Annotated in this window: 10 protein-coding genes; 5 read left to right on the top strand and 5 right to left on the bottom strand. The window is 36.3% G+C overall.

The annotated features are described in order from the left end of the window. Nucleotides 1-4: 4 nt before the first annotated feature. Nucleotides 5-415: a hypothetical protein gene (locus L3V46_RS20345; RefSeq protein ID WP_239046622.1), complete on the top strand. Its 411-nt coding sequence runs from the start codon at nt 5-7 to the stop codon at nt 413-415. Nucleotides 416-496: 81 nt separating this feature from the next. Here L3V46_RS20345 and L3V46_RS20340 read toward each other — a convergent pair whose 3' ends face one another. Both L3V46_RS20340 and L3V46_RS20335 read right to left on the bottom strand, forming a co-directional pair. Next, nucleotides 497-1,642 carry a hypothetical protein gene (locus L3V46_RS20340; protein WP_151802248.1) on the bottom strand — a complete coding sequence of 382 codons (1,146 nt, stop codon included), beginning with the start codon at nt 1,640-1,642 and terminating at the stop codon, nt 497-499. A 1,172-nt stretch (nt 1,643-2,814) separates the two neighbouring features. Continuing rightward, on the bottom strand, nt 2,815-3,516 hold the full coding sequence (locus tag L3V46_RS20335) for a DsbA family oxidoreductase (RefSeq protein WP_004818526.1): 702 nt from the start codon (nt 3,514-3,516) through the stop codon (nt 2,815-2,817). Nucleotides 3,517-3,707: 191 nt separating this feature from the next. Here L3V46_RS20335 and L3V46_RS20330 point away from each other — a divergent pair, with 191 nt between their 5' ends. Both L3V46_RS20330 and L3V46_RS20325 read left to right on the top strand, forming a co-directional pair. Further along, on the top strand, nt 3,708-4,457 hold the full coding sequence (locus L3V46_RS20330; RefSeq protein ID WP_239046621.1) for a hypothetical protein: 750 nt from the start codon (nt 3,708-3,710) through the stop codon (nt 4,455-4,457). A 17-nt stretch (nt 4,458-4,474) separates the two neighbouring features. Then, nucleotides 4,475-5,323, top strand: coding sequence for a DKNYY domain-containing protein (locus tag L3V46_RS20325; protein WP_239046620.1), 849 nt, complete (start codon nt 4,475-4,477; stop codon nt 5,321-5,323). A gap of 12 nt (nt 5,324-5,335) precedes the next feature. Here L3V46_RS20325 and L3V46_RS20320 read toward each other — a convergent pair whose 3' ends face one another. Next, entirely contained in the window at nt 5,336-5,701 is a 366-nt protein-coding gene (locus L3V46_RS20320) for a MerR family transcriptional regulator (RefSeq protein WP_239046619.1), read from the bottom strand. 240 nt (nt 5,702-5,941) lie between these two features. Here L3V46_RS20320 and L3V46_RS20315 point away from each other — a divergent pair, with 240 nt between their 5' ends. Together L3V46_RS20315 and L3V46_RS20310 are read left to right on the top strand one after the other, a co-directional pair. Continuing rightward, nucleotides 5,942-6,451 carry a hypothetical protein gene (locus L3V46_RS20315; RefSeq protein WP_239046618.1) on the top strand — a complete coding sequence of 170 codons (510 nt, stop codon included), beginning with the start codon at nt 5,942-5,944 and terminating at the stop codon, nt 6,449-6,451. Between the two features lie 163 nt (nt 6,452-6,614). Next, complete coding sequence (locus L3V46_RS20310) at nt 6,615-9,491, top strand: ATP-binding protein (RefSeq protein ID WP_239046617.1); 2,877 nt, start codon at nt 6,615-6,617, stop codon at nt 9,489-9,491. A 54-nt stretch (nt 9,492-9,545) separates the two neighbouring features. Here the strand turns inward: L3V46_RS20310 and fadA are convergent, their stop codons facing one another. Together fadA and fadB are read right to left on the bottom strand one after the other, a co-directional pair. Beyond that, nucleotides 9,546-10,718: an acetyl-CoA C-acyltransferase FadA gene (gene fadA, locus L3V46_RS20305; RefSeq protein ID WP_004718442.1), complete on the bottom strand. Its 1,173-nt coding sequence runs from the start codon at nt 10,716-10,718 to the stop codon at nt 9,546-9,548. Between the two features lie 12 nt (nt 10,719-10,730). Further along, on the bottom strand, nt 10,731-12,884 hold the full coding sequence (fadB, locus tag L3V46_RS20300) for a fatty acid oxidation complex subunit alpha FadB (protein WP_004818537.1): 2,154 nt from the start codon (nt 12,882-12,884) through the stop codon (nt 10,731-10,733). Between the last annotated feature and the right edge of the window lie 89 nt (nt 12,885-12,973).

The raw sequence follows: 12,973 nt of genomic DNA, 5'->3' as shown, positions 1-12,973 counted from the left end.
TTAAATGAATAAATTTAAAACAATTCAATGTATAGGCTGTTCTGTATTGCTCAGTTTAGCTACAACAGTAGTGATGGCATATGAACTTCCACCTGTTGAAAAGCGCAATGCAAATACCACAGATCTTTCAGTACATAACGCCATGTTCTTACGACAAAACACACAGGCTGCTGTGATTGGTATATTGAAAAAAAATGGTCAGAAGTATGAACTTGCAGCTAGCGATGGGAAAGAGGGAATGGCGCTACCTATAGCAGTACATCCAAGTCTTAAAATAGACGATGCTTTAGTCGATAAAGAAGTTAGGGCGATTGGGCGAATGACTTACGAAACAATGTATATGCCAAATTCTAGCGACTTTGGTCCCGCTTATAGTTTTACTTTTGAATTGTTTTCAATTGCACCATTGAATTAAAAGGATATAGCAGGCGTTTTATCAACATCAGTGGATAAGTCGAAACTTATCCACAGTTCAGCTTAAAGATTCAGCTGATGTTTAAAATAGCGCTTCTAAACGGACCAAAGCACTTGGGAAATGGCTACGATCTTCACGACGATCATTAAAATAATTTAAATCGCCTTGTACGTAAAACCATTCACGCCAAACAGGTTGTCGCCAAGACACGAAAGGCCCCCAACTGTTGAGCTTAAGGTCATTATTATTATAATAACCGCCAGTATAGATACCGTAGTTAAAGCGATTGTTTTTAAAGAACTGATGTTGACGATAAGTACGGTTATCCCAAGTTAAATCATCGTCTTGTTCATCTGCATACGTCACATAGAATTGGTTAGAAATAAAGGGCTGATTGGGGCGAGCATGGGTTAGCTCTAAGTTGGTTCTCAAATAGTTTTCACTGTCGATGCCATAGCGATAAATTTGTTCCGCGTGAAAAGTAAAATCATTCCCCAGTTTCCAATCCTTTTGGGCCTTTAAACGTGCATAAATATCATCACCTGAACGAATACCAAGGTCTGCATCTAAGTCAAAAGGTAAGCGTTTAGAAAGCTGTGACCAACGTAAAGCAATCGAGCTGTTATCATCGCGAATTTGTTTACCATCCACGCGTTTATCTGGATCACCATCAGCATGATTGTTGTTGATCGCAATATTATTGGAAATTTCATCATCTAATGAATCATCACCAAACACCACACTTAAACGGTTTTCAAGTGTGGGTAATTTTACTTTTCCTCGGATACGTGGATTGACATCATAACCATCATGTTTGTTCCATTGATTATCAACAATGATCCGCAACGTTGCTGATGCTGGATGTGCTGGATCAGTTTTTCCAAACCAGTTATCCATTTTATTGGCTGTGCGGTCTGCCCAGTTGCTAATTTTTTTCTGCTTTTTGTCGGCCCAGGTTTGATCTTCTGTTGCGTCTGTAGAGGGAACAATAACCTGATCAGATTGCTCTGGGAAAATGGTCGGTGTTGAGTCAACAATTTTTGGAATATAGTTGAGCAAGCCGATCTCATTTTCTTTGGTGGTGGCTAAAGAAGGTTGCTGATCAACTTTCCCCGTTTTAGCATTCGCTTCAAGACTGCTATTTACTTCTGCAAATGCAGCGTTCCCAAAAAAACCGCCTAATATTAAGACATAAGGTAGTTTTGAGAAGATTGATATTTTATTCATATGCCCACTTCTTAAACTTTGAGTCATTCAGTTTTTAATTTTCAGTATAACTATGCCTTAAAAAAACACTGAATTTCAATGAAATCGCTATTTTAAGTACAAAAAACATAAATTTATTTAAAATGAAGCGCATTCTATCAGCGATATCGTGAATCAAAGCGTGACTTAAGCTGTTTTTGAATAGATAAGTGCTTTTATTGTACAAAGCCCAATTGTAGTAAAGCTTTTAAGCTAAAAATTCTTTTGCGTATTGAAAGTTCCTTCTCCCTCTGGGAGAAGGCTAGGATGAGGGGGATTTTATGTTGATTTCTAGTTTTAAAAAGGACTTATGAAAGAAGCCTAATATCGTCAATCTATCAAAAAATTTACACAAAAGAATATAATTTCTCTTAATTAATATTTTTAGTAAAATCAATTGAATGGAAAATTTTTTGATTATAAAAAGCTTGCAATGCCACACCTTACATTCAAAGTTTAAATCTTTTTGCGTAGGCGATGCTAAACCTTGCGCTGCAAACAAAGCTGTGCTTTGTTTTTGCTCATGGGCGAGGGGTACGTCCTATACCCCCGCCCAACAGCGACATCCCTGTCGCCCCACAATAGGATAACCATCTATGATTCAAAAGCACAAAAAACGAATTGATAACTAATAGTTTTAAAAAGCTCATACAAAAATATAAGCTTCATTTCTGATCAATCACTTGATGCAAATCACTTGTATTAATAATTAGGTGGTTTGGACTATAGCTGCCATGCACGTTTGAAAACGAGAATGAAGAAAAATTATACGCCGTTGTGGATAACTTTAATTTTATCCTCAAGGCTGATTTTATTATGGGATAAACAAAAACACCTCCAAAAAAGGAGGTGTTGTGTCTTAAAAAATAAGAAAATTAAAAAAGAAACTACAGCGCATGAATTTCGTGGGAACGAAAAATATTTACAGATCTTAGTCTAAGAAAAAGGTGATGAATAGTTCCTTTTCTGCAACGCTGTATTGCAAAAATGGCACGTAAAATTTTAAAAAATGACCCATTAAAAATAAGGCATAGAAATCATTCAATATATTTTTATGATCTGTTTACGTTGGTTTTTTAGCCAATTTCTTAAATATTATGATAGTTATTGAACCATGAAGAAATTCCTTCAAGGAATTTCTTCATTGGCTGAGTTTATTTGTTGGGAACTTCACAAGACTCATCAGCACAAACAGGGCCATCCTGTTGTTCGATTTCAGCATCATTTGCAGTTTCAAGGGCTTTTTCTAACACTTGTACAAAGACTTCACGTGGTTGAGCACCCGCTAAAGCCACACGTTGATCAAAGACAAAGAATGGAACACCTGTTACTTTTAATTGTTCATGAGCAACTTGTTCATCGAATTTTACAAAGTCAGCATATTCTTCAGAGTCTAGAACATCATCAACTTCGATCGGATTTAAACCAATACGAGATGCGACATCTTCAATTGTTTCACGCTCACCAATCGGTAGACCTTGAGTCATATAGCTATAGAAAAAAGCTTCTTCTGCTTCTGAACCTAAACCCTTACTTTGTGCAAGGTGAATGATACGATGGGCATTAAAGGTATTTCCTGAATTGGCATTTTCCCAGTTAAATTGAATGCCTTCTTCTTTCGCCATTGCTGCAATATTGCGTTGCATATCTTCAACTTCAGGGATGCTACGTCCATATTTTTGCGCAAGACGTTCAGAGTTTGAGACTTCTTGACGCGTAGGTGCTTCAGGATCAAGTTCAAAACTGTGCCAATGGACTTCAAGCTCTATACCTGCTTGTTCAGCAGCAGCTTCTAAACGTTTTTTACCGATATAGCAAAAAGGACAAACCACATCTGACCAAATATCTACGCGCATGGGAAAATCTCTACAATCTAATTCTGGATTATGATGGGGTTTGTTTGCATAAATTTAAAGTGAAACTTTTAAGCAGGCTCATTCTAAGGTTATTTAGCAAAGGTTATTTATTGTTATTTTGCATAATTAATATACAAAAAAGAGTCGCTTAGGATATTCTAAGTAATCTATAAGGATGTTCGGAGCTTGGTATGCGTCGACTTTTGATTGTTTTCGGTATCATTTTTCTGGCTGTTATTGGATTTTTCTACTATGACCATACTTCAGTAAAGAATGAAGAAGCCAATCGCCAAGCATTTGATTTGGTGATGACTGAAAAAATGCGGCAACTTTCTGAACAAGCTCAAGACCGCTCTAAACCAGTAAATATTGATATTCATGATAATCGGCTTAAGGGGGACTACAAAACCTTGTCCGAATTTTTACTCAAATATTGGGCCAAGAATATTGATACACGAAACACTTATTTAAATCAGCTCGCAGCGGCCAAATGGGATCATTTTTTAGATGTAAATCGTTTGGATGCTGACCGTAAACAGAACTATGTCGAAACAACACAGATGCTGGTGACTGTACGACAAGCGATGCAGCAATATCAGCAAAAAAATAGACAAAATAAAATTGAGGCTTTAAACGAATTAAAAAAAATAGATTTGCGCAAGGACCTCAAAAAACCATTACAGGATAAGTTCGAACAGAATGCTGAACTTGACCCTGAAAATACCTTAATCCTAAATGAGCTACAAATTTTAGGTAAAGCTGAAACTATGTTTGATCTGTTAAAAAAATATGAGTGGCAAAAGCAAGGCAATCAAATTTTGTTTAAGGAAGATGCTCAAGTGAAACAATTTAATCAGTTATTTCAGGATGTACTGAAATTGAATAGCCAAATCAATCAGAAAAAAGAGCAAAATGCTGAAGTATTAGAAGAAGCCTTGTAAATTTTAGAAGTAAATGAATGAAAAATATAAAAGTATGGCTATTTTTTGCAATATGTATACTGCTATTGCTGGGTGGAATTGGCTATGTCTACCAGACGCCAATTCTCGTTCAGCAGGATTGTAAAAGCGTTGCTTTATATCGTTATCATTTTGCTGTTTATCAAATTGACCGAGATTCCATTCTGGATGTCGATACTTATAAAAAGGTTTATGGATGGAAGCATTTTTTAGGCTTAGCCCCTATTTTATGTGCTGAACAAATTGAGTATGACCAATGTGTCGTGGAGGAAAAGCGAGCGGCTTTAAATGCTGAGCAAGAAAAACAGCAATGGACCCTTGTGCGGGACAATTTATATATCAATCCTCAACGAGAATTGGCTTTAAAGTTTCCTTATGCAAATCGTTGTAGCATATTTCTATCTGAACATGTTTTGCCTAGCAAAAGCCTGTCGATTATGGGTGAGCGTTTTTATCGACATTTGGGTTTTGGTGGTGAAGATGGACCTTCTTTGAATGACACTATAGATTTAGCGAGCTTTAAGCAGTTAAACCCTTCTAATTTGTATAAAGATAAACGGCATGTTTATCGCTACTTTAGCATGCTGGATGGGGGCAGTTTTTCTATTTTAGAGGGTGCAGATGCCAGCAGCTTTGAGTTGCTCGGAGATTGCTATGCAAAAGACAAGCACAATATTTATGAAGAACGTTTTGGCAAACTTGAGGATGCAGATTATGCAAGTTTTAAAACCAAATTTGATGCGGGATGTGTTGCACAGGATAAAAATGGCTATTGGTTTTGGAATGATCGAAAAGCTTGGAAAGATATGAATAGTGAAGAAAAAGAGCGGGTCAAAGCGCTTCAATGAGGTTGATCTCGATTAGCGCTTGGTTTCTTCAACTTTTCCTTGCACTAGAAAAGATATTAATAAGCTTTGAGATTTTTTGAGTTTGACTAATTTTTCTGAAATATGTTCTAACTCCATTTCTAATGTCTCTTTGGCAACTGGGCATAAGGTAAGTTTTTCCTCACCCAAATCGAAACATGGCAATAATAATTTAATGTCTTTTAAATGCATGCCGGCATCATTGAGAACTTTAATTTTTTGAATATCCTCAATGTTTGCTTGATTATAATCTCGATAGTGATTCGCTGTTCGTCGCGGACGAATTAATCCGAGCTCTTCATAATAACGGAGCATACGCGGGCTGACTTGAGTTATCTCAGCAACTTTAGCAAGATTCATAATCGACCTCTTATAAACTGAAACGGATCAGTTGGAAAAAATTTATCGGTGGCTCTATTCAAGCTGTTGAATGAGTAAAACCTTTTTAATCTTTATTTTAGAATTTTAACAGTATTTACCGTTTATCTGAGCTTTAGTGAATCTCGCTATAATTTGTTATAGCCTATTTAATAGACAATATTAAATCTATTGAATCATTTTATTGAATGTATAGGATGATTTATTTTTTAGGTGAAATGTATGAACTTTATCAAAGTTTCGATACTTGCAACGGCTCTTTCTGTTTGGTTACCCACTGTACAGGCAGAAGAAGTTGCCTCATTGCCTACCATTAAAGTGATGGCGGATTCTGAACTGCGTCAAGAAGCTGTAGGTGTTATTCCTTATCAAGAAGATAAGGATGTACGTAAAGCGTTACAGCATCAGATCATTAAAAAAGAGAATGAGATCCAAAATTATGTGATTGGCGATAATTTTACTGTGCTTGATATGCAGCCCAAAGCCTCTGAACCGAATATAAATCAAATTTCTTCACCATTACTCAGAGAGTATGTTTTGGCTGTGGCTGCCGGTTTGCAGTCCTCTGATCCAACGTCAGGTTTGTTTACCATGATGGAGCCACTTTCGATGGGGATGAATCGCGAGAAAGCCTTAGAAGCAGTACGTAATGGAACATTTAAGTTGAATATCGATGCTGACCGTTTAGATTTGATGTTAGGTGATAAATGGCGAAGTGGCTTACCGAAGTGATTCGTTATTTAAAATTTTGATTATTTCATTAAGCCAATCTGTTGATTGGCTTTTTGTTGATTATGAATCTAAAATTTGTGTGAAAAGAATAAGCGCCTAAATAGTGATTTAATTAGAATATTTGCTAGTATATCAACAACTTTACAATAATTGATGAATAGCTATGAGTACTAATTTAATTTCCCATTTAAAAAAGAAATGTGAAGAAGATGACAATGTAAAAATTTTACTGTCGCAATGGGAATTCGATCAAAAGCTTGTAGGTAAAGCTTTAGAGAATATTGGTGGTTTTTATCCACATTTTAGCAATCATAATGCTTCACATTCACGACAGATTTTAGTTAATATTGAACGTATTCTTGGAAACGATATTGAATTATTAAGTGCTACAGATACATGGTTAATTCTAGAAGCTGCATATTGGCATGATGCTGGAATGCTGGTTGATTCGGAAAAAGCAAAGAAAGTTCATAATGAAGAAAATTTTAAAAAAATGCTTCGAGAGATAGTACAAAATAAGAGCTCTGATTTATATGAGTTTGCTAAAGTATTTTTAAACGATAGTTGGCAAGGTGCTATAGCACTAGAAAAGCATCCATTTGATGGAGTGGAAAAATATCGTCAGTTAATTGCTGAATATTTTCGTAAGGAGCATGCGAATAGAATTGGTGATATAGTTTTAGAAGACTATAAAAATTTAGGGATTAATACGCCACGTACAGAGTTGCTACCCACAAGATTATTTCGATATTTAGGAAATATTTGTGTTGGGCATGGAATGAACTTTGACAAAATGATGGAAGTACTTCCTCGTTGCCAAACGGGGCTAGGAACAGAAGATTGTCACCCTCTATTTGTTGCTTGTCTTTTGAGATTGGGAGATTTATTTGATTTGGATGACAATCGTTTTTGCCCTGTAATGGCAAAGCAAGTTAGTAATATGCCTTCCTTAAGTAAACATCATTATGATAAGCACCTCTCTTTGAGAGAGTTTCAACTTGATAAACGAACTGTAAAGCTTGTTGCAGAATGCCCAGATGAAATGTCTTATGTAGAAACTCAAAATTGGTTTGGATGGATACGTGAAGAATTTCAGAATCAAATGTCTCAATGGAACTTAATTGTACCAGATCCAAAATTTGGTTCATTACCTACAATTGAACAATTAGATGTAAAAATTGATGGAAATAAAGAGCTTTTGAACCAAAAGCCAATGAAATTTGGTTTAGAAGAAAAAAATGCTATTCAAATTTTACAAGGTGCAAATCTGTATAAAGATATATCAAGTATTTTAAGAGAACTTATTCAAAATTCAATTGATGCAACTCAAATTAGGATTTGGTTAGAAAACCAAGAAAAATTAAAAGACTTATCTCCTCTAGATTCGGCATTTAAATCTATAATTGAAAATTACCCAATTGAAATAGACTTTTTAGAAAAATCAGATGGCTGGTATTTGTCGATAAAAGATAATGGAGTTGGTTTTAGTTTGGATGATCTAAGTTTTGTTCAAAAAATTGCAGGATCTAATAAAAACTTTTCAAGAAAAAATATAATTTCACAAATGCCAGAATGGTTAAAGCCATCAAGTTATTTTGGAATAGGATTACAAAGTGCATTTTTATTGGCTGATAAAATATCGTTTGAAACCAAAAGTTTTATCACAAATGATACTTTTAGCGTGGAAATGCATTCACCACTTAAAAAAAATAATGGTTATTGTTTTATTAAGAAGCTTCAAGGAATTTCTAGGAAATCAGGGACAAAATTGGAAGTGCCCTTAGATATAGTGAAACTTCAAAATAGCTTTTTTGTGCAGGATAATTATTTGAAAAAATTTGGTTTTATGACCCAATTTGAAGATGAAAAAAGAAATTTAGTATTCTTGGAGATTATAAAGAAAATTAAAGAAATATTCAGTCATGAATGTAATATTAAAATTAAATTTAATTCTGAAGAAGAATTAAAATTAAATGAGATTTTGATTGAAAATGAAAACATTATTGAAGATAGCAGTCTTTTTTTTGATAATTATTATTGGAATAAAAAGCTAAATATAAAGTTATTAATTAGAAAAAGAAGTAAAGCTCAGCTTAGGGGGAATCTAACATTATATTTTAAAGGGCAACTTGCTAGATTAAACTCTTATAGTACTTCATTTTACAAATTTGGTGATTTATATGATATAGGTATTGATTTTTATGGGTTAGATGCGAGTGAATGTTTGAATGTTAATCGAGATTCATGGCTTGGTAGTTTTATAGATAATTTTGAGAAATCTTTTTTTAACTTAATAATAAATGATATTATAGAGAGAAGAAATGGGTTTGAAAATATTGAAGATGAGTTTTTTAATTTAACTAATTTATTGTATGGGAGTGATTTGAATTGCATATCAAATATAAAATTTTTAACAAATAATGGCTTAATGAATATTGATGAGATTGTTGAAAATAAAATATTTTATATAACGAATGAACATTTGCCAAATTATGATCTAATTCTAGAAAAATTTAATATACAAGTTTTTTTAATAGTTAAGAATATAGAACTTTTGGATGCATTTTTAAAATTTGTATCTGGGTTCTTTTTTTATAAAGTAGAAGGTTTTAGTATTATTTCAATAGCAGGTAGAACGAGTATAATTTTTTCGAAAGATGAAATTGATGTGGGAGATGGGGTTGCTATTTATAAAATTGATGGTATTGTCAATTCTATAAAATATTTTTTAGAGACAAAGATATTAAATAAATGTGAACGTAAATATTCAAAAGAAAAATATGATGATTTAAGCTTTCCGATAAGAATCTCTAGGAATATTTTATCTAATAATTTTATTAAATTTGAATATAAAAATGAAGTCATTCTTCCTTTTTATTATTCATATGGATATATTCATTTTATTGCTTATTTAGACTATAAAAAACTAATAGATTCATCTCTAGATAAAGTTATTACAATTGATGAATATTGTAATTTTACTAGATTTTTTAAAGAAGAAATCTCGAAACTTTCAAATGTAAAATTTACAGGAGATTAATTATAAAATCCCCGCATTAAGCGGGGATTTTATATCGTGGTATTTAATTAAGAATTAAACACGTTCGATAATTGTCGCGATACCTTGACCAAGACCGATACACATTGTTGCAAGACCGATTTGAGTATCTTGTTGTTCCATCACGTTCAACAATGTCGTGGTGATACGTGCGCCAGAACAACCCAATGGGTGACCCAATGCAATCGCACCGCCGTTTAAGTTGATCTTGTCTTGCTTGTCATAGATGTTCAAGCCTTTCATTACAGAAAGACCTTGAGCAGCAAATGCTTCGTTTAACTCGATGGTTTGAATGTCTTCCATCGTTAAGCCAGCACGTTTAAGCGCTTTCTGTGTTGCAGGAACAGGACCATAACCCATGATCGCAGCATCACAGCCTGCAATCGCCATAGAGCGAATCACAGCACGTGGCTTAAGACCTAAAGCTTGAGCACGTTCAGCAGACATCAACAACATTGCTGATGCACCATCAGACAATGCAGAAGAAGTCGCAGCAGTTACAGTACCACCTTTAGGGTCAAATACTGGACGTAACGCTTTGAATGCTTCAAGGTTTGCATCTGGACGAATGACTTCGTCGATGTCGCAAAGGATTTTGAAGCCATTGGCATCATGACCTTCAACACCCACGATTTCGTTTTTGAAACGACCTTCCTGAGTTGCAGCCCAAGCGCGACGATGAGATTCAACACCAAACGCATCTTGTTCGTCACGACTAATGCCGTTCATACGACCTAACATTTCAGCAGTTAAGCCCATCATGTTAGATGCTTTCGCATAATGCTTAGATGCTTCTGGGTTAAGGTCGATGCCGTGCATCATACCAACGTGACCCATGTGCTCTACCCCACCGATGATGAATACATCACCTTGGTTGGTTGCAATTTGCGCCGCAGCAGTATGGATTGACTGCATAGAAGAACCACAGAGGCGGTTTACAGTTTGACCACCAACAGTCTTCGGTAAGTCAGCCAATAACACGATGTTACGGCCAATGTTCATACCTTGTTCTAGGGTTTGGTTAACACAACCCCAGATCAAATCTTCAACTTCATTGACATCAAACTGGTTACGAGCAACTAAAGCACGAACCAATTCAGCAGATAAGCTGTCAGCACGTACATTGCGGAACATACCGTTTTTGGTTTTACCCATTGCAGAACGTACGCCATCAACGATGACAACGTCACGTGGATTTAAAGTAGCCATTCACGTTGCTCCTTAACCGTAGAATTTTTTGTTGTTTGCAGCCATGTCACGCAACATTTGTGGCGCTTCATAAGCCTTACCTAAGTGTGCATATTTGTCGCAAAGCGCAACATATTCAGCAACACCTGTTTGGTCGATGTAACGCGCTGGACCACCACGGAATGGAGGGAAACCTACACCCATGATCATTGCCATATCTGCTTCAGAAGCAGTAGAAACAATGTTGTCCTCTAAGCAACGAACAGTCTCGTTACAGAACGCGAGCATCATACGGTCAATAATTTCTTGAGCATCAAACTCGTGCTTTTCAGTTGTTGCCATCGTTGCAACAAGCTCATACGCAGTTGGATCAATAGATTTCGCTTTCTTACCTTTACGATCAAGCTCGTATTTGTAGAAACCAATGTCATTTTTTTGACCAAGACGTTTGTTTTCGTACATGATTTCGATCGCGCCTTTATAGTCAGGCTTCATGCGGTCTGGGAAACCTTCAGCCATAACTTCAGCACCATGCACACCAGTGTCGATACCCACAACGTCGATCAAATAAGCAGGTCCCATAGGCCAGCCGAATTTTTCCATGACTTTGTCAACTTGTTGGAAGTCTGCGCCATCTTTAAGCAGAAGGTCAAACGCACCAAAGTAAGGGAACAATACACGGTTTACAAGGAAGCCAGGGCAGTCGTTTACAACGATTGGTGTTTTACCCATTTTCTGAGCAAGAACAACTGTTGTCGCAATTGCTTCTTCAGATGTTTTCTCACCACGGATCACTTCAACCAAAGGCATCATGTGAACTGGGTTAAAGAAGTGCATACCCACGAAGTTTTCAGGACGAGTCAATGCATTTGCAAGACGCGTGATTGAAATCGTAGAGGTATTTGAAGCAATGATCGTATTTTCACGAACTTTTGCTTCTGTATCACGTAACACAGCTTCCTTGATTTTAGGATTCTCTGTGACTGCTTCAATCACGATGTCAACTTCTTTAAACTCGTCATAGCTTAAAGTAGGACGGATACGTGCAAGTGTTTCACCCATTTTTGCAGGTGTCATCTTTTTACGTTCAACTTGTTTAGTCAACAAGCCATTCGCTTCAGACATACCCAAAGCAAGCTGTGGGTTACCGATGTCTTTCATGATGATTGGTGTGCCTTTGCTTGCCGCTTGGTAAGCAATACCACCACCCATAATACCCGCACCTAAAACAGCTGCTTGGTTAACAGGGTGAGCACCTTTCTCATGTTTTTTAGAGGCTTTTTTCACAACTTGGTCATTGATGAATAAACCGATCAATGCACCTGCTTGTGGTGTAATCGCAGCTTTAGCAAATGCTTCAGCTTCAATTTTTAACGCTTCATCACGTTTTTGGCTTACACCAGCTTGAAGTGAATCAAGAAGAAGTTTTGGCGCAGGGTATTGAGCAGGGTTTGCTTTCGCAAGGACCACACCTTTAGATGAGTTAAACGCCATCATTTGTTCAAGCATGTCTAATTTAACAGGCTCTAATTTTTCTTGACGTTTTGCTTTCCAGTCTAAACGACCAGAGATTGCTTGTTTAACAAGATCAATCGCAGCTTCTTGGAGTTTGTCAGCCGCAACAACTGCATCTACAGCACCGTCTTTCAGCGCAGCATCTGGACGTTTGTTTGCTGAAGTCGCGATCCACTCAACCGCATTGTCAATACCAATCAAACGGCTTAGACGAACAGTACCACCGAAACCAGGAATGATACCCAGTTTAACTTCTGGTAAGCCCACTGTTGCAGCATTTGACATTACGCGGTAGTCACATACCAAACACATTTCAAAACCGCCGCCCAATGCAATACCATTGATCGCAGCAACTTTAGGAATCTCTAGATCTTCAAAAGCGTTAAAAATCTCGTGAACAGGCATTGCCCATTCTACAATTGCACTTTCACCTTGCTTAAAATTTTCACCAAACTCAGTGATGTCTGCACCAACGATAAATGTTGATTTACCAGAGGTAACGATGAGACCTTTCACTTCACTGTTATTTTTTACAGCTTCAATAGCAGCTTTAAAGTCTTCAATCGTTGCACGGTTGAATTTGTTAACCGACTCACCTTGTAAGTCAAAGCGGAATTCTGCAATTCCGTCCGAAAGCAATTGGACGGTAATGGCATTGCCAGCGTGGATCATGCCCTGATCTCCTTTTTTGGAGGACTTCTTAAGTTGATGTTTTGAAGTGTGTATGCAATTCCCGCACACATTTCGACTTCACTAATCTT

Origin of the sequence: Acinetobacter sp. AG3 (assembly GCF_022343575.1) — a bacterium.
GTDB classification, from domain to species: domain Bacteria; phylum Pseudomonadota; class Gammaproteobacteria; order Pseudomonadales; family Moraxellaceae; genus Acinetobacter; species Acinetobacter guillouiae.
This window is presented reverse-complemented; position numbering and strand designations above follow the sequence as displayed.

What these genes read in the sequence shown, in the direction of transcription:
- L3V46_RS20345 (WP_239046622.1), top strand. Translation starts at nt 5, where the DNA reads ATGAATAAATTTAAAACAATTCAATGTATAGGCTGTTCTGTATTGCTC.
- L3V46_RS20340 (WP_151802248.1), bottom strand. Translation starts at nt 1,642, where the DNA reads ATGAATAAAATATCAATCTTCTCAAAACTACCTTATGTCTTAATATTA.
- L3V46_RS20335 (WP_004818526.1), bottom strand. Translation starts at nt 3,516, where the DNA reads ATGCGCGTAGATATTTGGTCAGATGTGGTTTGTCCTTTTTGCTATATC.
- L3V46_RS20330 (WP_239046621.1), top strand. Translation starts at nt 3,708, where the DNA reads ATGCGTCGACTTTTGATTGTTTTCGGTATCATTTTTCTGGCTGTTATT.
- L3V46_RS20325 (WP_239046620.1), top strand. Translation starts at nt 4,475, where the DNA reads ATGAAAAATATAAAAGTATGGCTATTTTTTGCAATATGTATACTGCTA.
- L3V46_RS20320 (WP_239046619.1), bottom strand. Translation starts at nt 5,701, where the DNA reads ATGAATCTTGCTAAAGTTGCTGAGATAACTCAAGTCAGCCCGCGTATG.
- L3V46_RS20315 (WP_239046618.1), top strand. Translation starts at nt 5,942, where the DNA reads ATGAACTTTATCAAAGTTTCGATACTTGCAACGGCTCTTTCTGTTTGG.
- L3V46_RS20310 (WP_239046617.1), top strand. Translation starts at nt 6,615, where the DNA reads ATGAGTACTAATTTAATTTCCCATTTAAAAAAGAAATGTGAAGAAGAT.
- fadA (WP_004718442.1), bottom strand. Translation starts at nt 10,718, where the DNA reads ATGGCTACTTTAAATCCACGTGACGTTGTCATCGTTGATGGCGTACGT.
- fadB (WP_004818537.1), bottom strand. Translation starts at nt 12,884, where the DNA reads ATGATCCACGCTGGCAATGCCATTACCGTCCAATTGCTTTCGGACGGA.